Source organism: Geodermatophilus marinus, assembly GCF_003428645.1.
Taxonomy (GTDB): Bacteria; Actinomycetota; Actinomycetes; order Mycobacteriales; family Geodermatophilaceae; genus Geodermatophilus.
The window spans coordinates 1-19,883 of record NZ_QVQH01000038.1; the positions used below are offsets into that span (position 1 = coordinate 1).

Genomic DNA, 19,883 nt, shown 5'->3' on the forward strand with positions numbered 1-19,883 from the left:
CCTACCACCGCCGGCGTCGCCAAGACGCCCTCGGTCGACTCACGCCCATCGAGTACGAGACCATCACACCCACACTGGCCGCTCAGGCCGCCTGACCCAACCTGTCACCGATCCGTGCAGCAGTCCCCCATCTGGTAGCGATTGGTGACAACCGACCACCGATGGCATCCGAATCCTCCGGTTCTCCTCCTGTTGCTGGTGTCCGGGCCCGGGCCCGGCCTGTGGACGCGGGCCGTGCTCATCGGCCGATGCCCGGCGCGGCGCCTCCGCGGGCGAGGGAGGGGCCGCGCCGTTCGGCCTCGGGCCGGGGAACGCTCGGTACCGGCGCGACGGCCCGCGGGGGAGCCGCCGCGGTCCGGTAGCGCGACCGGTCCTGGCGGTCGCGGGCGGCCGCTCGAGCGGCCAGCTCGGCGGCGTGGCCGGGGCCGAGCTCGGCCCGGTCGCGGCCGAAGACGGCGATCCACCGCGCCCGGGCCTTCGGCCGGCCCCGGTCGGCCTCCGGATACACCCGGGCGGCCGCCGCCGACCCGGCGTACACCTTCATTCCACCGCGCATCCTCAATGCCACCCAACAATGACCAACGGGTCACCCCTAGAAGCAGCGGTGAGCCCCGTGAAGCGGGGCCCGATCTACCTCTATCGGTAGCATGCGTGCCGTTCTCCGGTGAAGGTCTGAGCTCTCCCGGAAAAAATCTGCAGTGGCGCGCTCAGGCCGTTCGCGGGTGCCATTCCGTTGGTCGTTGACGGTGATTGTCGAGGAGAGCAGGTCGCAGTCTTCCCGGCGGCACGTTCTGATGAGGGTCACCTCCGCGATGCACCGACTCCCGTCGCGCGGCCCCTGCGGCACGGTCGCGCGGATGTTGAGCGGCTCCTGGACGACGAGGCCGCGGGCGGTTGGCAGCGTGTCCCGGTCGCCTTCCCCGTGCGGGAAACCTCACCGAGCGGGGCCTACGGGACGGCGGACGAGGGGCACCCGCTCCGTCCTGCGGTGTTCCCGGTCGGGGTTCCGCTCGCGGTCACATCCAGTTGACGCCGTGTTGCTCGTGCTCGCGGACGCGGAACTCGATCATCTTGGTGAGTAGTGGCCGGGGTGGGGTGGTGTCGTAGGGCAATGCGATGGTGCCTTTGCCGGTGCGGTAGCCGGTGAGTTCGGTTTCGAAGGCGGCGCGGGTGGATGGCGTGAAGGCGAGGCTGGCGTGGGTCTTGTGTCCACTGAACATGAACAAGATGACGCCGTCGGGGTGGACGTAGGCCGGGTGGCCCCACTTGATCTGCTCGACCGCGTCAGGAACGGCGTCTCGGGACAGTGTGCGAAGTTCGCTGAGGAGTGCGCGGCCGGCCGGTGGTGCTGTGTTGATGTACTCGTCGATGGTCGTTGGCTTGGACATCGTCTCTCCTTCGATCCTGGTACCTGGTCCGTTGGTTGTGGAGCGGCTAGTGGTCATCTCCGTTGAAACGTCGAGGGTCTGGCGTCCAGGCGGTGGGGTGTCCCGCCGGTCGCGCCACGCGCTGGTCGACCAGGTCCGCCCGTCGACCGTCGCGGTCACCGGCACCCGGCCGAAGGGGCCGGCGACCTCCGGCGCGTGCTCCGCCGGCACCGGGGCGAACACCCAGCCCCCCGGCGCCGGGGGTGCGCACGAGGGTCGCGTCGAAGGGCACGGGCGGCAGCGTGCCACGGCGGGACGACGGTCCCGGGACGTCCGGACCTCCCCGGGTCACGACGAGGTGAGGACGACGAGCCGCTGGGTCGCCCGCGTCATCGCGACGTAGCGGTCGACCGCTCCCGCGACGCCCGTGCCGAACTCCTGGGGGTCGACCAGGACGACCAGGTCGAACTCCAGCCCCGTGACCAGCTCCGGGGGCAGCGACCGGACGCGGTCCCCGGGCAGCGACCCCGCCCGGAACCCGGGGTCGCCGATGACGCACGCGGTCCCCTCGGCGTGCGCGGCCAGCCAGTCGGCGAGGAGCCGGTCCCGCTCCGACACCCGGCCGTGCTGCACGGGGACACCGCTGCGGCGGACGGACGTCGGCACGTTGGCGTCCGGGATCGCGGCCCGGATGACCGGCTCGGCCTCCGCCATCACCTCCGCCGGCGTCCGGTAGTTGACGGTCAGGGATGCCACGGTGATCTCCTCGAGGCCGACCCGCCGCAGCCGTTCCGGCCACGACTCGCCGAACCCGCGCCTGGCCTGCGCGCGGTCCCCGACGACGGTCAGGCTCCGGGACGGGCAGCGGCGCAGCAGCACCTGCCACTCGGCGTCGGTCAGCTCCTGGGCCTCGTCCACGACGACGTGCGCGAACGGGCCCGCCAGCCGGTCCGGCGCGGCGGTGGGCAGCGCGGCCTCGTCGACCAGGGCGTCGCGGAGGTCCTGCTGGCGCAGGCTCGTCATGAGCAGCAGCTCGGAGTCGTCGGTAGCGATCAGCTCGTCGATCACGCCGGCCATGCGCTCGCGCTCGACGGCGGCCGCGGCCTCCTGCCGACGCCGCCGCCGGGACGTCCCCGGGTCGCCGAGCCGCTGCCGCGCCGCGTCCAGCAGCGGCAGGTCCGGCACCGTCCAGGCCCGGGGGTCCGCCCGCTGCAGCACCCGGACCTCGTCGGTGCCCAGCCACGGGGCGCAGCGGCGCAGGTAGGCGGGCACCGACCACAGGTCGGCGACGAGGTCGGGGGCCTCGAGCAGCGGCCACGCGCGGGAGAACGTCCCGTGCAGGTCCTCGTCCGCCCGCAGGGACGCACGGAGCAGGTCCGCCGGGACGTCGGCGTCGTGCGCGTCGGCGACGATCGCGACCAGCGCCTCCCAGACCTGGTCGCGCGCCTCGTTGTGCGGGGTGCCGGGTTCGGGCGCGCCGAACGCCTCGGCCCAGTCGTCGGGGCCCAGTCGGACGTCGGCCCAGGGGGTGCTCACCGTCGTCCCCCTGGCCGGGGGCTCCTCGTAGAACCGGACGGCCGCCTCGATCGCCGCCGCCATCCCCGCCGACGCCTTCAGCGCGGCCACCCGCGGGTCCGGCTCGGCCACCGCGGTGGCGCCCTCGGGGACGAGATCGCGGAGGGTGGCCGTCTGCACCCCCTCCTCGCCGAGGCCGGGGAGGACGTCGGAGACGTAGGCCAGGTAGGGCTGGTGCGGGCCGACGAACAGCACGCCGCCCCGGTGGTGCCCGAGGCGGGGATCGGCGTAGAGGAGGTAGGCGGTGCGGTGCAGGGCGACGACGGTCTTGCCCGTCCCGGGGCCGCCGTCGACGACGAGGGCACCGTGGGACCCGGCGCGGATGATGGCGTCCTGGTCGGCCTGGATGGTGCCGAGCACGTCGCGCATCCGGGCCGACCGGTGGGCGCCGAGGCCGGCGATGAACGCGGACTGGTCGTCGAGGGCGGCGTGCCCCTCGAGGCCGTCCGGGGTGAACACCTCGTCCCAGTAGTCGGTGACCCGGCCGCGGGTCCAGCGGTACCTGCGGCGGCTGGCCAGCCCCATCGGGTCGGCGTGCGTGGCGCCGAAGAACGGCTCGGCCGCGGGGGAGCGCCAGTCCACCAGCAGCCGGCGGCCCGAGCCGTCCGTGAGGCCGAGCCGCCCGACGTACACGGGCGCGGGGTCCTCGACCCGGACCATGCGGCCCAGGCACAGGTCCAGGCCGAAGCGGCGCAGGGTGCGCAGGCGGGCGGTCAGCCGGTGCACCTCGAGGTCCCGGTCCAGCGCCTCCTGGCCGGTGCCGCCGGGCGCCCTGCGCTCGGCCGCCAGGCGGTCGGAGAGGTCGGCGACCGACCGCGCGAGGCTCTCGGCCACGGCCGCGAAGTGCTCCTCGTCACCGGCGATCAGAGCCGGGTCGGCCTTGGCCGCGAGGCGGTCCGGGAGGTCGAAGGCCCCGGCCGGTGGGGGGTGGACCGCCCCGGTCCCGGTCGACGTCCCACGCGCCCCACCTGCCGACGGCACCCGGTGCATCTCGCGACCCCCTCGCCCGCGCTCCCGCCTCCGGCCGGCGATTCTGCGGGCCTCCCCGGGTCTTGCCGCAAGCCCCGGGGGGCGCTGTACGTTGAGGTGGTAACGGGGGTGGGCGCCGAGCGCGCCGCTGGCCGGGCCTCCTCCCGGCCCAGCCCGGACCTGCCACCGACGACGAGGGCGCGGCCCCGGGTGCCGGGACCGCGCCCTCGCGTGCCGAGGCGCGCCAGGTCAGGGGGTGAAGCTCACGTGGACGTGGTCCATGTGGTTCGCCGTCGCGGAGCCGCGGTCCTCCATCGCCTGCCAGCCGGAGCCCCCGGCCATGTGGATCCGCTGCTGCCAGATGACGTACTCGACGTTGAACCGCTCGGCGTTGTCGAGCACGTACTGGGCGATGGCGTCCCCGGTCGCGGAGTCGCCGTAGACCATGAAGTCGGCGGCGAGCTCCTGCGTGGGGGAGTGGCCCGGGCGCGTGTAGACGGTCGACACCCCGAAGGTCTGCGTGACCTCGGCGACCACCGGGCGGACGTGCGGGGCCCACGCGCTGTAGGCGGTCGAGGTCGGGGTCGGCGCACCGACGAGGTCGGTGGTGACCGGCGCGGCGGCGGGGGCAGCGGCCGGTGCGGCGGCGGGTGCGGCGGCCGGCGCGGCGGCGGGTGCCGGGGCCGGTGCGGCCTCGCTGCTGGACCACGAGCCCCAGTGCCCGTCACCCCGGCCGTCCCGGTGGTCGTCGGCCTGGGCGACCGACTGGCCGCCGAGGGCCAGAGCGAGGGAGAAGGCGCCCACGGCCGCGCCCTGGAGCGCCCGGCGACGGGCCGTGCGGGGACGGCCGATCGCGTCGGCGGAGAGGTCGGGCGTGGCGGGGTGCTGGCTGTTGTCGAGCATGGCTGAGGAACTCCTGAGAGGTCGGTCCCGCGACGGCCGTCATCGGACGGCCGCCCGGAACGGCGGTGCGGGATGGGGGTGGCGGCTCGAGGCCGGGTCGACAGGCGGTCTGGCAGGCGTGGTCGGCAGGCGGGCGCGGGGTCCCCGGCGGGCCGGCGCGACCGGGCGTGGAGCCCGACCGGCGCCGGGTGGCGGCGGGGTGCGGCGGCTGTGCCGACCTGGCTGCGCGGACCGGCCTAGACGCGCAGGGGGAGCGCGCCGCGGTGTCGACTGCGGGTGATCACGGGCGATGGACGGGCCCGTCGGCGCACCATTCGGTGGCTCTCCGTTCTTCCCATGGCCGCCTACCGGGTTAGCTGACGGGTTCGGGCGGGGAAACGCCCTACCCACCCCCGAGCGGAGCTCGGGAGGCGGGACTCACCCCACTGGTGCGGTTGGGTCCCCGGCTCGCGCCCGTGCTGGTGGACGCGACTCAGCGGCGCCCGGCGCGGTTCCCCCGGTGGGGGAAGTACGACCGGCCGGACCGCAGTCACGGTAGAGACGCCGTCGACTTCCGACAACGCAGATGCGCCTCTACTGGCGACTCCGCAGGTAATTCACGGCGCGTCGCGCGCAGCCCGGCGTGTCGCGGGTCGTCGGTGGCTGAGCCGCCCGTCCGCCGACCTCCGTACCCTCGCGGGGTGACCGCCGTCCCCGCCCCGACCGTCACCCTCGGCGACTCCTTCGCCCGGGAGCTGCCGGAGCTCGCCGTGCCCTGGCGGGCCGTGGAGCCGCCGGAGCCGCGTCTGCTGGTGCTCAACGAGCCGCTGGCCGCCGAGCTCGGCCTGGACCCGGAGGCGCTGCGGAGCCCGGACGGCGTCCGGTTCCTGGTCGGCACCGCGGTGCCGGAGGGCGCGCGGCCCGTCGCGCAGGCCTACGCCGGCCACCAGTTCGGCTCCTTCGTCCCGCGGCTCGGGGACGGCCGGGCGCTGCTGCTCGGCGAGCTGACCGACGCCGGGGGCCGGGTGCGCGACCTGCACCTCAAGGGATCCGGGCCCACGCCGTTCTCCCGCGGCGGCGACGGGCTGGCCGCGGTGGGGCCGATGCTGCGCGAGCACCTCGTCGGCGAGGCGATGCACGCGCTCGGCATCCCGACCACCCGGTCCCTCGCCGTCGTCGCGACCGGGCGCCCGGTGCGGCGCGAGACGCTGCTGCCCGGCGCCGTGCTCGCGCGGGTGGCGGCCGGCCACCTGCGGGTCGGCACCTTCCAGTACGCCCGCGCCACGGGGGACGTCGACCTGCTGCGCCGCCTCGCCGACGTGGCGATCGCCCGCCACCACCCCGCCGCCGCGGAGGCCGACCACCCCCACCGGGCGCTGTTCGACGCGGTGGTCGCGGCGCAGGCCGACCTGGTGGCCCGGTGGATGCTCGTCGGCTTCGTCCACGGGGTGATGAACACCGACAACACGACCGTCTCCGGGGAGACCCTCGACTACGGGCCCTGCGCCTTCGTCGACGCCGTCGACCTGGACGCCTCCTACAGCTCGGTCGACGTCGGCGGCCGCTACCGGTACCGCAACCAGCCGGCGGCGGCCGAGTGGAACCTGGCCCGCTTCGCCGAGGCGCTCCTCCCGCTCCTGGACGACGACGAGGACCGTGCGGTCGTGGTGGCCACGGAGTCCCTCGGCGGTTTCCGCGCGCGCTACGAGGCGGCGTGGGCGGCCGGGATGCGGGCGAAGCTCGGGCTGCCGGACGGCCTGGACGACGCGGTGGCCGGGGCGCTGGCCGACGACCTGCTGGGGCTCCTCCAGCGCAACGGCGTGGACCTCACCTCGGCGTTCCGGGCGCTCGGCGCCGCGGCCCGCGGGGACGTCGACCGCGCCCGGCACCTCGTCCTCGACCTCGCCGGTTTCGACGCGTGGGCGCAGCGCTGGCTGGCCCTCGCCCCGGACGCCGACCGCATGGACCGGGTCAACCCCGTGTACGTCCCGCGCAACCACCTGGTCGAGGAGGCGCTCACCGCGGCGGTGGGCGGCGACCTCGCGCTGTTCCGGCAGCTGCTGGACGTGGTGACCCGGCCCTTCGACGAGCGGCCGGGGCTGGAGCGGTACGCGGCCCCCGGCCCGGACACCGGCGTCCCCTACCGCACCTCCTGCGGCACCTGATGCGGGCCGTTCCGCTGCCCGCCGGTCGGGACGACGCTGGGCTGCGGGGCACCGGCGGGAGGTGACGCGGTGGGAGGACGAGGAGGGGCGCGCTGCCGACCGGCTCCGGCGAGCCCGGGAGGCGCGCGAGGCGGCCGCGGGGCGGCGGGACGAGGCGGCGGACCGCCGCGACGAGGCCGGCCGGCTGCGCAACCGCGTCGCCCGCCGGCGCGACGAGGCCGCGGACGAGCGGGACGAGGCGGCCCGCCGGCGCGAGTGGCAGGCCGACGACCGCGCCGAAGCCGCGCGATCGCGGGAGGCACGGACGGCCGAGCACGGGGAGCGGGCCGCCCGCTGGGAGGCCGCGCTGGCCGCCCGCGCCGCGGCGTCCTCCGCGGAGGCCGAACGGGCGGCGGCTGCGGCCGACCGCCGGCACGCCGCCGACGACCGCGTGGCCGCCGATGCTGACCGGGAGCAGGACGAGGTGGAGCGGGCGCAGCGGGACTGAGCGAGGACCCCGCGCCCCGCCGGACGTGCCCGGTCCGCGGCCCTGGTGCGGGCCCTGGACCCGGCGGTGCCGGGATGCCGAGCGGGTCGGTGCCGCCCGGGCGGGTCAGCGCCGGCCGGGCGGCACCCGGCCGGTCGGCGTCGTGATGGTCAGGACCGCCTCGGCCACGGAGGTCTCCGCACCGTCGGTGACCTGCACCTGCACCGTGCGCCGGCCGGGGGGCAGGCCGGTGCCGACGGGCACGCTCGCCCCGCTGGCGTCGTCGAAGGCGCCGTCCCCGTCGAGGTCCCAGGCGTAGCGGAGCTCGCCGCCGTCGTCGGTGGAGCCCGACGCGTCGAGCAGGACGTCGCGGCCGACGCGGGTCGTGCACGGGCCGCCGGCGTCGGCGACCGGTGCCGCGTTCAGCTCCAGGCCGACCAGCACCGGGTCGTGGTCGGAGGAGGCGTGGGCGTCCGGCGCGTACAGCGACGGCTGGTTGACGTCGTCATAGGTGTACGCCGGCGCCTCGGCGCTGTTGACGTGCCAGATGTCGACCCCGGTGACGTCCCCGGCGAGGCCGGGCGAGGCGAAGACGTAGTCCAGCGTCCCGAACTCGCCGTCGAACGAGTAGCTGTAGCGGTCGGCCGTCGGCAGCCGCGCCGCGGTGCTCGTGTACCCGGCGTCGGTGAGCACCTCGATCGGGTCCTCGGTCTCGTAGGCGTTGAAGTCACCCAGCAGCAGGGCGTCCTCCGCGCCGAGGCCGGCCACCAGGTCGACCAGCGCCGCGGCCTGCCGCTCGCGCAGGTCGTCGCAGTTGCCGCCGAAGGGGTCCGGCGTGCCGCACTGCGGGTTGGTCGAGCCCTTGGACTTCAGGTGGCTGACCACGACGGTGAACTCCCGGTCGCTGCCGACCGGCGTGAAGGCCTGCACCGCCGGGGGCCGGTCGAACACCGGCCCGGGGAACTCCGGGTCGGTCGGGTTCAGCAGGGCGGGGTCGGACGGCGGGGGGCCGGCCGGGGTGACCACCGAGGCGCGGTGGACGATCGCCGTCCGGATGGCGTCGGTGCCGTACGTGCCGCCCAGGCTGTTCGGCGGGGTGAGGTCCGGCGCCGCGACCGCGGTGTAGTGGTCCGCGGGGTCGGGCTGCGCGGCGTTGAGGGCCGCCACGAGGGTGTCCAGCGCGGCGCCGCCGTCGTTGGCGATCTCGATGAGGCCGACGACGTCGGCGTCCAGCGCGGTGATCGCGCTGACCAGCTTCGCCTGCTGCCGCTCGAGCTCGGCCGGGTCGTCGGCGCCGCGGTTGTCGCCGCCGAACTCGACGAAGTAGTTGAGCACGTTGAACGAGGCGACCTGCACGTCCCCGCCGACCGGGCCGGGGGCGGCGGTGCGCGGGTTGCGCCGCTCGAAGGCAGCGGTGGTGCCGACCGCCGGCTCGACGCGGTAGGCGCCGAAGGCGAACGACAGGACCCCGGTGACCGGCTCGGCGAGCGCGTCACCGGCCCGCGGCAGGGTCGCGCCGTCCGCACCGACGGTCCAGGGCAGCGGCGTGAGGTTCTGCCCGGAGCGTCCGTCGTCGAGCAGGACCCGGTCGGCGTCGTTGGCGGCGTCCTCGGCCGCCGAGGTCGGGATGCGCAGCAGCTCGCCGGTGGTCAGCGCCACCTCGCCGAAGCGGCCCAGGGTGTACAGGTCGGTCGCGACGAGCCCGGCCGGGACGGTGACGAGCATGCCCTCGTAGCGCTCCTGCCCGTCGACCCCGCCGGCGGGCAGCTCGAAGGGCAGCGACAGCTCCACCGGGTCCGGGAGCTCGGCGGGGCCGAGCACCTCGACCGTGCTGCCGGAGCCGAGCTGGGTCTCCGAACCGGTGTAGAGGTCCGCGCTCTCGAACTCCTCGACCGTGCCGGTCACGCGGACCCGCTGGCCGACCTCGACGGCGGGGGCGTTTCGGAAGACGCGCAGGCCCTCGCTCGTGAGGGGGTCGTCGTCCGGCTGCGTGCTCTGCACGAAGAAGCCGCCGAACTCGCCCGCGCCCTGGAAGTCGCCGACCACGACGCCCTCGACGGTCACCCGGTCGCCCGCGACCGGGCTGGCCGCACCGGCGCCCTGGACCTCGGCGATGGTCGTCACGGCCGGGTCGGGCTGCTCGGGGGCGGTGCCGCCGCTGTTCCGGGGAGCCGGCGCGGCGGTGGTGAAGTCGGCCGCGTTGTCGTCGGTGTCCTGCGCACCGTCCCCGAGCCGGAACAGCGCGGCGGCAGGCCCCGCCGCCGGGGCCGGGCTGCCCTCGGCGAAGTTCGCCGTGCCGTAGCCGAGGAGGTCGACGATGCGGCCCAGCTGTGCGTCGGAGCAGGCCGCCGAACCGCCGTTGCAGCCGAGGGACGTCGTCCCGTCGACCAGCGCGACCTTCCCGGAGCTCCCGGAGAGGTTGAGCGACCCGGTGGCGTCCGGGTCGGGCAACGGCGCGCCGGTCGACCCGCCGGCGAGCCGGACGAGGAAGCGGCCACCCGGCGGGACGGTCGCTCCGGGGAGGGCCACCGGCGCGAAGCCGCCGCTGCCGGTCGCGGAGGCGTACTGCAGCGACAGCCCGGCCGTGGAGACCGGCACCGTGCCGCGGTTGTACAGCTCGACGTAGTCGGCGGCCAGGACCGCGCCGGAGTTGCCGCCCGCGCCGTAGACCTGGCTGATCACCAGGCCGTCCGAGACGGCGGACGCGGGGGAGGCGGAGAGGGAGACGAGGAGGCCGGCGCCCAGCGTGCTGAGCAGCGCGCCGGAGGTGGTGCGGCGGAGGGTCATCGAGGTCCTCGGTCCGGAGGGGAGGGGCGTCGGGACGACGCGGGTCGCCCGGGCGGGCGGACCCGCGGGACGCCCGGTGGTTCCAGGGAGCCGCTCACGACGGACTGTGTATCCATTGATGACGGTGAGCAACCCCGGTGGTCACCAGACCCGAGGCCGGGAGCCGTGGTCCAGACACCCGACATGACCACGAAGTGGCCTGTTGGTTACCGTGGGTGAGCCTGAACGCTCGCCCTCCCTGGGGGCGCCGCTCGACCCGGTGTGCCGTCACGGCGAGCTCGCGGCGCGACGTGGTGGCGGGACCGCGCCAGGGCGATCGGCTCGGCCAGGGCAGCACTGAGCCGGCCGCGGACACGCTCCGACCGGGTGAGCCGACCGCCGCGAGCTGACCTCGCCCGGTCGTCGTCCACCTGCTGCGGCCGTGAACCCCTCGGGTCAGGCGTCGCGGACGCGAGCCTCGCGGGTCAGGCGTCGCGGACCAGGGTGCGGAGCTGTGCCGCCCGATCCGGGGTCACCTCGATGCCGTGGACCTGCTTCGCATGGGGCCCGGCCTGGTCGAGCAGGTCGTCCACGGTCTCGCCGCGCAGCACGGTGTCGCAGTCGAAACCGGCATCCCGGCAGCTGAGCTCCTTCACGGCGACCTCCTCTGCTCGGCCCGGGCGCAAGCCGGGCTCCCGCGCGGGACAGCCTGCCGCAGCCTCGGGCCGGTGCGCCAGGATGGGGTGCACGCAGTGGTTCCCTGTTGGAGGTGCGATGAGCGTCCCCGGCCAGCCGACGGCCGCGATGGTGGTGCCCGCCTTCTCCATCCGGCAGCGGGTCACCGTGATGGTGAACCGGTACGAGATCCGGGCCACCGCCCCCGACGGCAGCGAGGGGCAGCTGCTCGCGTTCGCCGAGCAGAAGCGGATGAAGCTGAAGGAGCAGGTCGACTTCTTCACCGACGAGTCCAAGACCCGGCGGGTGTTCTCGTTCAAGGCCCGGCAACGGCTCGACGTCCGGGCCGACCACGACGTCCTCGACGAGAACGGGGCCGTGCTGGGCACCTTCCGCAAGGCCTTCGGGGCCAGCCTGCTGCGCTCGACGTGGCACCTCTCGGTCCCCGGGCTGGAGGCCACCGGCCGCGAGCGCCGCCAGTCCATCGCTCTCCTGCGGCGGGTGTGGGACGTCCTGCCGGTCGTCGGCGACGTCTGGATCCCGTTCGTCTTCCACTTCGACTTCGTGGACACCGCCACCGGCGCCACGGTGCTGGTGAGCGAGCGGCGCAAGGCGGTCCGCGATCGCTACCAGGTCACCGTGCCCGACCCCCGGCTCGACTTCCGGGTCGCGGCCAGCATGGCGGTCGCCCTGGACGCCCTGCAGAGCCGCTGACCTCCGGTCGGAGCCGCCCTCCGGCGTGAGGACGGCCCCCTGCCGGGCAGGTCTCGCTGCCGGGCACGCCGAGTGCCCGGCGCACGGGTGGGTGCGCCGGGTCGGCGGGTCTGCGGTTGTGGCCCCGGCTCTGGCTGGGCCGGGTGGGTTCAGGCGGCCAGGGGTTGGGGGATGCGGATCTCGGTGCCGTCGGGGCGCCAGGTGCACCAGGCGCCGTCGGGTTGCCGTTCGACCCGGAAGCCGTGGTGGACACAAGGTGCGAGTGCCGCTCGCACAGCAGCGCCGAGTTGGCGAGGCTGGTCTCGCCGCCGAAGGCCCATGCGAGCAGGTGGTGCACGTCGCACCAGTGGGTCGGGGCTCCGCAGCCGGTGAACACGCAGCCCCGGTCGCGCCGCTCCACCGCCCGGCGCAGGTGCGGGGGCACCACGCGGTGGGTGCGCCCGACGTCCAGCGGTGCCCCGTCGGGGCCCAGCACGATGCGGGTGACCACCCCGTCGCAGGCCAGCCAGCGGGCCCGGGCGGCGGAGATCGTGGCGCCGAAGCCCAGCTCGGCCGCGCCCGGGCCGGTGCCGGGGTCGACCAGGTCGGCGGCGCCGAGGACGACGGCCACGTGCGGCTTGACGGTGCGCAGGGTGGGCATCTGTCCGCCGGCGAGCTGGAGATCGCAGAGCTGGACGAGGGCGTCGGCCTGCGCCTGGGGGCGGGTGCGCTCGTCGCCGGCGCACCGCCCGGCCTGCAGGAGGCTCTCCAGGGCAGCCTGCAGCCTCTCCCCGCCGGCGGCGTCCAGGTCGAACCGGCCGGTGAGCGAGCCGTCGGCGTGCCGGACCCAGGCCAGGCGGCGGCCCTCGGTGGGGTCGGGTTCGGGGCCGTCGGGGTCCAGGCCGGCCAGGTAGTGCCGCACCACCTGCACGAGGTCGGCGTGCGGGCGGGCGGCGGCGACGCCGGTGAGCAGCCGGTCGACCTCGGCCAGGTCGACGCCGGCGGCCGCGGCGGCGGCCAGGTTCTTGTCGGCGGCCACCGGCGCCACCGTCGCGACGGCCTCGGCCGACACCGCCCCGGCGGCGTGCGCGGCGGCCAGGGCGGGCAGGGCCTCCAGGGCCCGCCCGTTGCGCACGGTCGCCGCCGCGGCCGCGGCGCTCAGCCGCCCGTGCCCGCGCAGCCAGCCGGCCATGGTCTTCAGCCCGTCGAACTCGGGTGCGCCGGCCAGCTCGCAGGCGCGCACGGTGCGGGCGACCTCGGCGGCGATCCGGTGCTGGGCGACCAGCAGCCCGCCCAGGCGTTCCAGCAGCTCCGGGCCGAACGCCGAGGCCAGCTCGGCGCCGGCCAGGTCGTCGATCGCGCTCGACAGCTGCTCCACCGCCGGGTCACCTCCCACTCCCATCGTCTCGAACACGTGTACGAATGCTAGCGCCGAACGGCGCCCACTGCACCGTGAATCCCCAGGTCAGCGCGCAGTCCACATGTCGATAGAGCGTCTTGACAGGTAGGCGGGGTCGATGCTCGGGAGGGAAGGGCAGCTGCGGTCGGCACAGACCTGCGTGCCCGCCAGCGCGCCCCGGAGGTCGGTGAGAGGGCCCAGCCGGCGGAGCGTGCGAGGTCAGCGGGGTCGGCCCGACGGTCAGCGGGGTCGGCCCGACGGTCAGCGGGGTCGGCCCGACGGTCAGCGGGGTCGGCCCGACGGTCAGCGGGGTCGGCCCGACGGTCAGCGGAGTGCGGTGCGAGGTCAGCCGGCGCCCTCGCGCGGCAGCACGATCCGGTACTGCGCGATCTTCCGGTAGAGCGTCGCCCGGCCGATCCCGAGTTCCTCGGCGGCGCGGGTCACCGTCGTACCCGGAGCGGTGAGGCAGCGGACGATCTCGTCGCGTTCCAGCCGCTCCAGGCGGGTCAGCGGCCGCCCGCCCCCCTCGAACACCTCCGGCGCCAGGTGGTGCAGGTCCACGAGGTCGGTCCGCGCGACGGCGCCGCGCACGACCCGGCGCAGCTGCCGGACGTTGCCCGGCCACCCGTAGCCGGTCAGCACGGTCGCCGCTCGCGGGGCGAACGCCACCTCGCGGCGCCGCTCCTGGGCGGCCAGCGCCCGGGCCAGCGGCAGGACGTCCTCGGCCCGGTTCCGCAGGGCCGGCACCTCGACCACGGTGTCCACCAGCGGGGCGAGCGGCTCCGGCAGGGCGCCGAACTCGGCCGCGGTCAGGACGAGCGGGGTCGGGCCGTGCCGTCGCACGGCGGCCAGGGCGGTGGCGAGCTCACCCGCGGCCCACGCGGGCAGGTGCGCGGTGCCGGAGACGACCACGCAGACGTCGTCGGCCCGCAACTCGGGCGTCCACAGCTCGAGCCAGGCCGCGACGTCCCCGCCCTCGGGGGCCCGCGCGTGCAGGATCCGGGACCGCGGTGCGGCCCGCCGCCGTCCGCGCGCCGCGAGCGTGGCCTTCCCCGAGCCGTCCTCGCCGAGGACGGCGAGCACCCGCCCGGCGGCCGTCGCCCGCGCCGCCTCGTCGACCGCGGCGCGCCAGGCCGCGGAGACGCAGGGGTCGGCGGCCTCGGTGGCCTGGTGCCCGACGACGTGGAAGACCTCCCCGCGCGGCGCCGGCCGCACCGTCCGGCCGGTGGCGCGGACCGCCATCAGCGCGCTGGTGGCCCCCGCCGCCGTCTGGGCCAGCGCCAGCAGCAGCTCCGACGAGCTGTCCGACCAGGTGGTCAGGTTGATCGTGCCGGCCAGGTCGGCGGTGACCGGGTCGAGCACCGGGGCGGCGGCGCAGGTGTAGCCGCGCAGCCCCGTCACGTAGTGCTCGTCGGCCCGCACCAGGGACGGCGCCCGGTCGGCCAGCGAGAGGCCGAGCCCGTTGGTGCCGGCGTTGCGCTCGGCGTAGGAGAACCCGGGCGCGAGGTGCACCCGGTCGAGCGAGCGCTGGATGCCGGCGTCGTTGCACAGCCGGGCCAGCACCACGCCGAAGCGGTCGGCGACCATGAGCGAGACCGGCTCGTTGGGGATGGTGGCCTGCAGGCCGGTGAGGACCTCGCGGGCGCACTCGTGCAGCAGCGAGCCGGTGTCGAGCTCGCCGGTGAAGACGGGGGCGACCTCCTCGGGGGAGACCCCGTACCCCTCGCTGCGCCGCCAGGAGGCCCGCAGCCGGGGGGCGGCCAGCCCGGCGCGCGGTGCGGGATCCCGTTCGTCGACCACGGCGGTGCACCTCCGGCTGGGCGCGGCTGCTGACCCGAGGCTACGACGGTCGTGACCGGCGTCACGGCGTCGGGCGTCCCAAAGTGAGACACCGGCCACCTTCTGTGCCCTGTGCGACCTCCCTAGCGTCGGTGCCCACCAGGGTGACCGCCGTCACGTCGAGGCGGCTGCCACACCGAGTCGGCTACCGCTCCGAAACGAGGAGGCCACCGTGTACAGCAAGGACGGCGAGGACTACTACATCGTCGACGCCCACATCGCGCTGTGGGACGCCCGGCCGGAGAACCAGCGCAACGTCCACGGCAGGCAGTTCATCGACTGCTTCTACGACTACCACCGCAACCTCAGCCCGGAGTCCGAGGTGTGGGGCTACGAGGAGTACCTCTACCAGGGCGGCGAGCGGCTGATGCGGGACGTCTTCGTCGACGGCATCGTCGACCACGCCATCTTCCAGCCGGCCCGGCTCGCCGAGTTCTACCACCGCGGCTTCGGGCAGACCGAGGAGGCGTTCGCGCTGGCCCAGGCGCACCCGGACAGGCTGACCTACAACCACTACTGGGACCCGCGCGACGGCGAGAACGGCCTGACCGCGCTGCGCGAGGCCGCGGAGCGGATGAACCTCCGGGGCGTGAAGCTCTACACCGCGGACTGGCACGGCGAGTCCCGCGGCTGGAAGCTCACCGACCCGATGGCCTACCGCTACCTGGAGCTCTCCCAGGAGCTCGGCATCCGCAACATCCACATCCACAAGGGCCCGACCATCCGCCCCCTGGACCGGGACGCCTTCGACGTCGCCGACGTCGACCACGTGGCCAGCGACTTCACCGAGCTGAACTTCGTCGTCGAGCACTGCGGCCTGCCCCGGCTCGAGGACTTCTGCTGGATCGCCACCCAGGAGCCCAACGTCTTCGCGGGCCTGGCCGTGGCGATCCCGTTCATCCACACCCGGCCGCGCTACTTCGCCCAGATCATGGGCGAGCTCACCTACTGGCTCGGGGAGGACCGCATCCTCTTCGCCAGCGACTACGCGCTGTGGACGCCGAAGTGGCTGGTCGAGCGGTTCGTGGACTTCCAGATCCCCGAGGACATGACCCCCGAGTACGCGCCGCTGACCACCGAGCTGAAGAAGAAGGTGCTCGGCCTGAACGCGGCGAGGCTGTACGACCTCGACGTCCCGGCCCACCTCCGGCTGCCCGACGCCGGCGAGACCGCCACCGGTCCGCGCCAGCCGGCCGCCGCCGACCTCGCCTCCGTCTGAGGAGGACGCCGATGACCGCGCTGCTCACCGATCGCACCGCCGGGTACCTGGAGAGCGAGGTCCGGGCCGCGCTCGGCACCGTCGTCGACCCGGAGCTGGACGAGCCGATCACCGACGTCGGCTTCGTCCGCTCCGTGACGGTGCGCGGTTCCGCCGTCGAGGTGCACCTGCGGCTGCCCACCTCGTTCTGCGCGCCCAACTTCGCCTGGCTGATGGTCTCCGACGCCCACGACGCGGTGTCCGCCGTCCCGGGCGTGGGGTCGGTGGTCGTCGAACTCGACGACCACCACGATTCCGACCTCATCAACCGCGGGCTGGCCGCCGGGCTGGGCTACCGGGGCACCTTCGGGCACGAGGCGGAGGAGTCGCTCGACGAGCTGCGGGCGACCTTCCGGCGCAAGGCCCACACCGCGGCGATGGAGCGGGCGCTCACCGGCCTGCTCCGGACCGACCCGGGGGCGGACGTCGCGGCGGTCACCCTCGGGGACCTGCCGGCGGGGGAGCACACCACCGACGCGCTGCTGCGCCGGCGGGCCGCGCTCGGCCTGCCGGTGGACGACGGTGCGCCGGTGCTCCTGCACCCCGACGGCACCCGCCCCACCCCGGCCGAGGCGCCGATGGCGCTGCGCCGGGCCCGCTCGGTGCGCGTCTCCGTCGACGGCAACGCGCACTTCTGCCGCGGGCTGCTCACCACCCGCTACCCCGGGTCGGAGGCCGACCAGACGCCCCGACCCGAGGACCGCCCCCTCCTCCCGCTCACCGTCTCGAAGGGAACCCAGCCGTGAAGGCCGTCCGCGTGCACGAGTACCACGCCGACCCGACGCTCGACGACATCCCCGAACCCCAGCTCCGGGGCCCGCTCGACGTCATCGTCAAGATCGGCGGCGCCGGGGTCTGCCGGACCGACCTGCACATCCTCGAGGGGCAGTGGGCCGAGCTGCAGAACCCGGACCTGCCCTACGTGATCGGGCACGAGAACGCCGGGTGGGTGCACGCGGTCGGGGAGGGGGTCACCAACGTCGCCGTGGGCGACACCGTGATCCTGCACCCCCAGCCCAGCTGCGGCCTGTGCACGGCCTGCCGGGCCGGCCGGGACATGCAGTGCGGGAACGCGTTCTTCCCCGGGCTGTCGAACGACGACGGCGGCATGGCGGAGTACCTGCGCACCACCGCCCGCGCCTGCGTGAAGCTCGACCCGTCCACCAACCCCGCCGACGTCGCCGCGCTCGCGGACGCCGGCATCACCGCCTACCACGCCGTCCGCAAGGCCCTGCCGCTGCTGCACCCGGGCACCACCGCCGTCGTGCAGGGCGCCGGCGGTCTCGGCCACATCGGCGTCCAGTGCCTCGCCGCGCTGTCGGGCACCCGGGTCGTCGTCGTCGACCGCAACCCCGACGCCCTGGAGCTCGCCCGGCGGATCGGCGCGGACGAGACGGTGGTCGCCGACGGCAACCAGGTGCAGGCGGTGCAGGAGCTGACCGGCGGGGGTGCGGACGTCGTGTTCGACTTCGTCGCCGAGCAGGGCGCGGAGATGGACGGTTGGCGCATGACCGGCCCGGCCGGCTCGCTCTACGTGATCGGCTACGGCGGCGAGCTGCGCATCCCGACGCTGGAGTTCGTCGCCGCCGAGAAGAACGTGGTCGGCAACATCGTCGGCACCTACACCGACCTGGCCGAGCTGATGGTCCTGGCGCAGGCCGGCAAGGTCACCCTGCACACCCAGCAGTACCCGCTCGAGCGCGCCGTGGACGCGATCCGCGACCTCGACGCGGGGAAGGTCCGGGGTCGCGCCATCCTCGTCCCCTGAAGGAGTCCAGTTGATCTTCATCACCGCGAAGTTCCGCATCAAGCCCGAGGACGCCGACGCCTGGCCGCAGATCAGCAAGGCGTTCACCGAGGCCACCCGCGCCGAGCCGGGCTGCCTGTGGTTCGACTGGTCGCGCAGCCTCGACGACCCGACCGAGTACGTGCTCGTCGAGGCCTTCCGGGACGACGACGCCGCGGGCGCGCACGTCGGCAGCGACCACTTCCAGGCCGCCCAGCGCGACCTGCCCCCGCACCTGCAGGAGACGCCGCGGATCGTGAACGCCACGGTCCCGCAGGAGGACTGGTCGGAGCTCGGCGAGCTGCGCGTCGGCAGCTGATCGCGCGCCCGTAGGGGGCCGGCCGTCCGGTCCCCACCGCGGGCGCTCAGCCCGGGCCCCGGCGCCGCGGGACCAGCGGCAGGTCCTGCGCGACCAGCTCGGCGCGCACCCGCTCGGCCCGGCGCCGCCGGACGGCTGCGCGCTCGCGCAGGAGCGCCGCCAGCGCCGGGTTGGCCGAGGAGCGGGCCCGGCGGTCGAGCACCCGCGCGGTCTGGGTGTCCACGACCAGACGGCGCAGCTGCTCGACGATCTCCAGGCGGTCCTCGGACGGGGGGCGGACTCCGGTGCCGGCCCGCGGAGCCGGGGACTGCTGCGGGTGAGGATCTCCGACGCTCACGGTGGGTGCCTCCTCGCGGGGCGCTGCTGCCCTGCCGTGCAGGAGTACCCCGCCGCTGCGCCGGCGATGCGGCGGGATCGGCGGTCCGGGGCCGCGAATCCACCCGGACGGGTGGGTTTCGCTCACCGACGCGGAGGCGGCGCTGTGCCAGATTCCCCCCGTGCCCGCGCTCGCCGTCCTCGCCGGGATCACCGCGTTCCTCGGCCTGGCCGCGGGCGTGCTGGTCGACCGCGCCGCCGCCCGCTTCCCGTGGGCGCCGTCCCGGCGGGCGTCCCCGCGATCATGGCGCGCGGGACGCGACACGCCGGTCCTCGCCGGTGTGCCGGCTCCCGGACCTCATGATCGCGGGGAAGGGGACGTCGAGGACCCGGTGGCGGCCATGGCGGTGCGCCCCCTCGTGGTCCTGCTGACCGCGGCCCTGTGCGGGCTGACCGCCTGGCGGTTCGGGGCGTCGGCCGAGCTGCCCGCCTTCCTCGTCCTCGCGGTCTCCGGGGTGCTGCTGGGCGCGATCGACGTGCGGCACCGGCTGCTGCCCAACCGGGTGGTGTTCCCCACGCTGGCCGCCGGCGCCGTCCTGCTGACCGGGGCGGCCGCGGTCGCGGGGGAGTGGCCGGCCCTGCTGCGGGCGGTGCTGGCCGCCGGTGCGGTGTTCGGCGTCCTGCTCGTCATGGCCCTGGTGTCGCCGGCCGGCATGGGCATGGGGGACGTGAAGCTCGGCGCCGTCCTCGGCCTCCACCTCGGCTGGCTGGGCTGGCCGCACGTCGTGCTCGGGCTGTTCGCCGGGTTCGCGGTCCAGGCAGTGCTGGCGCTGGTCCTGCTGGTCGTCCGCCGGATCGGCCTGCGCAGCGAGCTGCCCTTCGGGCCGGCGCTGCTGGTGGGCACCGGGGCCGTGGTCCTGGCACCGCTCGTCACCTGAGCCACCCGGTCGGTCACTCTCCGTGAGAACCGGGTCCAGTTGGACGCCGGACCGGGTGGCCGCTGTCCGTGGACCGGGTGACGAACCCTCAAGTCCCGGGCCCTCCTCCTCGATGGGGATCGCAGCGCCGTGTCAGGCCGGGTCAGCCGACCCGGACCAGCCGGCCCGTCCCCCACAGGAGAGAACCGTGCTGAACCCGCTCGCCACCCTCGCCACCCTCGTCTCCCTCGCCCAGGACCGCCTGGAGCGCGAGGAGAAGGGCGCCACCGCCGTCGAGTACGGCCTGCTGGTCGGCCTGATCGCCGTCGCGATCGTCGCCACCCTCGTCCTGCTCGGCCCGGAGCTGGACCGGCTCTTCGACGACGTGCTGACCGCGCTCCAGGGCGCCGGCGGCGCCTGAGCCCGACCCCGTCCCCGCGCGGCGACCCCCGGCCCCCCCGGAGGTCGCCGCGCGGGCAGGGGCGCACCACC

The 19,883-nt window shown here is 75.5% G+C and carries 18 protein-coding genes and 1 riboswitch; of the genes, 9 read left to right on the plus strand and 9 right to left on the minus strand.

Annotated elements, in window-relative coordinates:
- Nucleotides 1-238: 238 nt before the first annotated feature.
- The 4 genes from D0Z06_RS23410 to D0Z06_RS25995 all read right to left on the minus strand — a co-directional run bounded on the left by D0Z06_RS23410 (nt 239) and on the right by D0Z06_RS25995 (nt 4,814).
- A complete protein-coding gene (locus D0Z06_RS23410; protein ID WP_233517920.1) occupies nt 239-544 on the minus strand; it encodes a hypothetical protein in 306 nt (101 codons plus the stop codon).
- Nucleotides 545-1,016: 472 nt separating this feature from the next.
- Entirely contained in the window at nt 1,017-1,676 is a 660-nt protein-coding gene (locus tag D0Z06_RS23415) for a DUF1801 domain-containing protein (RefSeq protein ID WP_117379959.1), read from the minus strand.
- A 39-nt stretch (nt 1,677-1,715) separates the two neighbouring features.
- Nucleotides 1,716-3,923, minus strand: coding sequence for an RNA polymerase recycling motor ATPase HelR (helR, locus tag D0Z06_RS23420; protein ID WP_233517921.1), 2,208 nt, complete (start codon nt 3,921-3,923; stop codon nt 1,716-1,718).
- A 237-nt stretch (nt 3,924-4,160) separates the two neighbouring features.
- A complete protein-coding gene (locus tag D0Z06_RS25995) occupies nt 4,161-4,814 on the minus strand; it encodes a hypothetical protein (protein ID WP_199522506.1) in 654 nt (217 codons plus the stop codon).
- Nucleotides 4,815-5,142: 328 nt separating this feature from the next.
- A riboswitch (cyclic di-AMP (ydaO/yuaA leader) is annotated at nt 5,143-5,292 on the minus strand.
- 202 nt (nt 5,293-5,494) lie between these two features.
- Between D0Z06_RS25995 and D0Z06_RS23435 the strand changes: the two genes are divergently transcribed.
- Both D0Z06_RS23435 and D0Z06_RS23440 read left to right on the plus strand, forming a co-directional pair.
- Complete coding sequence (locus D0Z06_RS23435; protein ID WP_117379960.1) at nt 5,495-6,958, plus strand: protein adenylyltransferase SelO; 1,464 nt, start codon at nt 5,495-5,497, stop codon at nt 6,956-6,958.
- 61 nt (nt 6,959-7,019) lie between these two features.
- Nucleotides 7,020-7,445, plus strand: coding sequence for a hypothetical protein (locus D0Z06_RS23440; protein ID WP_117379961.1), 426 nt, complete (start codon nt 7,020-7,022; stop codon nt 7,443-7,445).
- Between the two features lie 105 nt (nt 7,446-7,550).
- On the opposite strand, the gene D0Z06_RS23445 is transcribed toward D0Z06_RS23440, so the two are convergent.
- Nucleotides 7,551-10,211: an ExeM/NucH family extracellular endonuclease gene (locus D0Z06_RS23445; protein ID WP_117379962.1), complete on the minus strand. Its 2,661-nt coding sequence runs from the start codon at nt 10,209-10,211 to the stop codon at nt 7,551-7,553.
- Nucleotides 10,212-10,675: 464 nt separating this feature from the next.
- Nucleotides 10,676-10,846, minus strand: a complete 171-nt coding sequence (locus D0Z06_RS23450; RefSeq protein WP_117379963.1) for a DUF1059 domain-containing protein — start codon at nt 10,844-10,846, stop codon at nt 10,676-10,678.
- 118 nt (nt 10,847-10,964) lie between these two features.
- On the opposite strand from D0Z06_RS23450, the gene D0Z06_RS23455 reads away from it, so the two are divergent.
- Entirely contained in the window at nt 10,965-11,579 is a 615-nt protein-coding gene (locus tag D0Z06_RS23455) for an LURP-one-related/scramblase family protein (protein ID WP_117379964.1), read from the plus strand.
- On the opposite strand, the gene D0Z06_RS23460 is transcribed toward D0Z06_RS23455, so the two are convergent.
- The gene (locus D0Z06_RS23460) at nt 11,500-12,972 is read right to left on the minus strand and encodes an HNH endonuclease (protein WP_233517922.1); all 1,473 of its coding nucleotides are present in this window, start codon (nt 12,970-12,972) and stop codon (nt 11,500-11,502) included. The two genes, D0Z06_RS23455 and D0Z06_RS23460, sit on opposite strands and share 80 nt — an antisense overlap.
- Before the next feature lie 330 nt (nt 12,973-13,302).
- Nucleotides 13,303-14,757 (minus strand): AAA-type ATPase lid domain-containing protein, encoded by a 1,455-nt coding sequence (locus D0Z06_RS23465; protein WP_199522507.1) that lies wholly within the window; start codon nt 14,755-14,757, stop codon nt 13,303-13,305.
- 211 nt (nt 14,758-14,968) lie between these two features.
- On the opposite strand from D0Z06_RS23465, the gene D0Z06_RS23470 reads away from it, so the two are divergent.
- Genes D0Z06_RS23470 through D0Z06_RS23485 form a run of 4 tightly spaced genes read left to right on the plus strand, consistent with a single transcriptional unit; the run spans nt 14,969 to nt 18,159 of the window.
- Nucleotides 14,969-16,015, plus strand: a complete 1,047-nt coding sequence (locus tag D0Z06_RS23470) for an amidohydrolase family protein (RefSeq protein WP_117379965.1) — start codon at nt 14,969-14,971, stop codon at nt 16,013-16,015.
- 11 nt (nt 16,016-16,026) lie between these two features.
- Nucleotides 16,027-16,800, plus strand: coding sequence for a metal-sulfur cluster assembly factor (locus D0Z06_RS23475; protein WP_117379966.1), 774 nt, complete (start codon nt 16,027-16,029; stop codon nt 16,798-16,800).
- Entirely contained in the window at nt 16,797-17,822 is a 1,026-nt protein-coding gene (locus D0Z06_RS23480; RefSeq protein ID WP_117379967.1) for an NAD(P)-dependent alcohol dehydrogenase, read from the plus strand. Before D0Z06_RS23475 ends, D0Z06_RS23480 begins: the two co-directional genes overlap by 4 nt.
- Before the next feature lie 10 nt (nt 17,823-17,832).
- Entirely contained in the window at nt 17,833-18,159 is a 327-nt protein-coding gene (locus D0Z06_RS23485; RefSeq protein WP_117379968.1) for a putative quinol monooxygenase, read from the plus strand.
- Nucleotides 18,160-18,205: 46 nt separating this feature from the next.
- Here D0Z06_RS23485 and D0Z06_RS23490 read toward each other — a convergent pair whose 3' ends face one another.
- Nucleotides 18,206-18,496, minus strand: coding sequence for a hypothetical protein (locus tag D0Z06_RS23490; RefSeq protein ID WP_117379969.1), 291 nt, complete (start codon nt 18,494-18,496; stop codon nt 18,206-18,208).
- Nucleotides 18,497-18,656: 160 nt separating this feature from the next.
- On the opposite strand from D0Z06_RS23490, the gene D0Z06_RS23495 reads away from it, so the two are divergent.
- On the plus strand, nt 18,657-19,412 hold the full coding sequence (locus tag D0Z06_RS23495; RefSeq protein ID WP_117379970.1) for a prepilin peptidase: 756 nt from the start codon (nt 18,657-18,659) through the stop codon (nt 19,410-19,412).
- 187 nt (nt 19,413-19,599) lie between these two features.
- The gene (locus D0Z06_RS23500) at nt 19,600-19,812 is read left to right on the plus strand and encodes a Flp family type IVb pilin (RefSeq protein ID WP_233517923.1); all 213 of its coding nucleotides are present in this window, start codon (nt 19,600-19,602) and stop codon (nt 19,810-19,812) included.
- The last annotated feature ends 71 nt before the right edge of the window (nt 19,813-19,883 follow it).

Bases quoted from the DNA above. Each gene is read 5' to 3' on its own strand.
- D0Z06_RS23445 (WP_117379962.1), bottom strand. From the start codon at position 10,211: ATGACCCTCCGCCGCACCACCTCCGGCGCGCTGCTCAGCACGCTGGGC.
- D0Z06_RS23475 (WP_117379966.1), top strand. From the start codon at position 16,027: ATGACCGCGCTGCTCACCGATCGCACCGCCGGGTACCTGGAGAGCGAG.
- D0Z06_RS23410 (WP_233517920.1), bottom strand. From the start codon at position 544: ATGAAGGTGTACGCCGGGTCGGCGGCGGCCGCCCGGGTGTATCCGGAG.
- D0Z06_RS25995 (WP_199522506.1), bottom strand. From the start codon at position 4,814: ATGCTCGACAACAGCCAGCACCCCGCCACGCCCGACCTCTCCGCCGAC.
- D0Z06_RS23455 (WP_117379964.1), top strand. From the start codon at position 10,965: ATGAGCGTCCCCGGCCAGCCGACGGCCGCGATGGTGGTGCCCGCCTTC.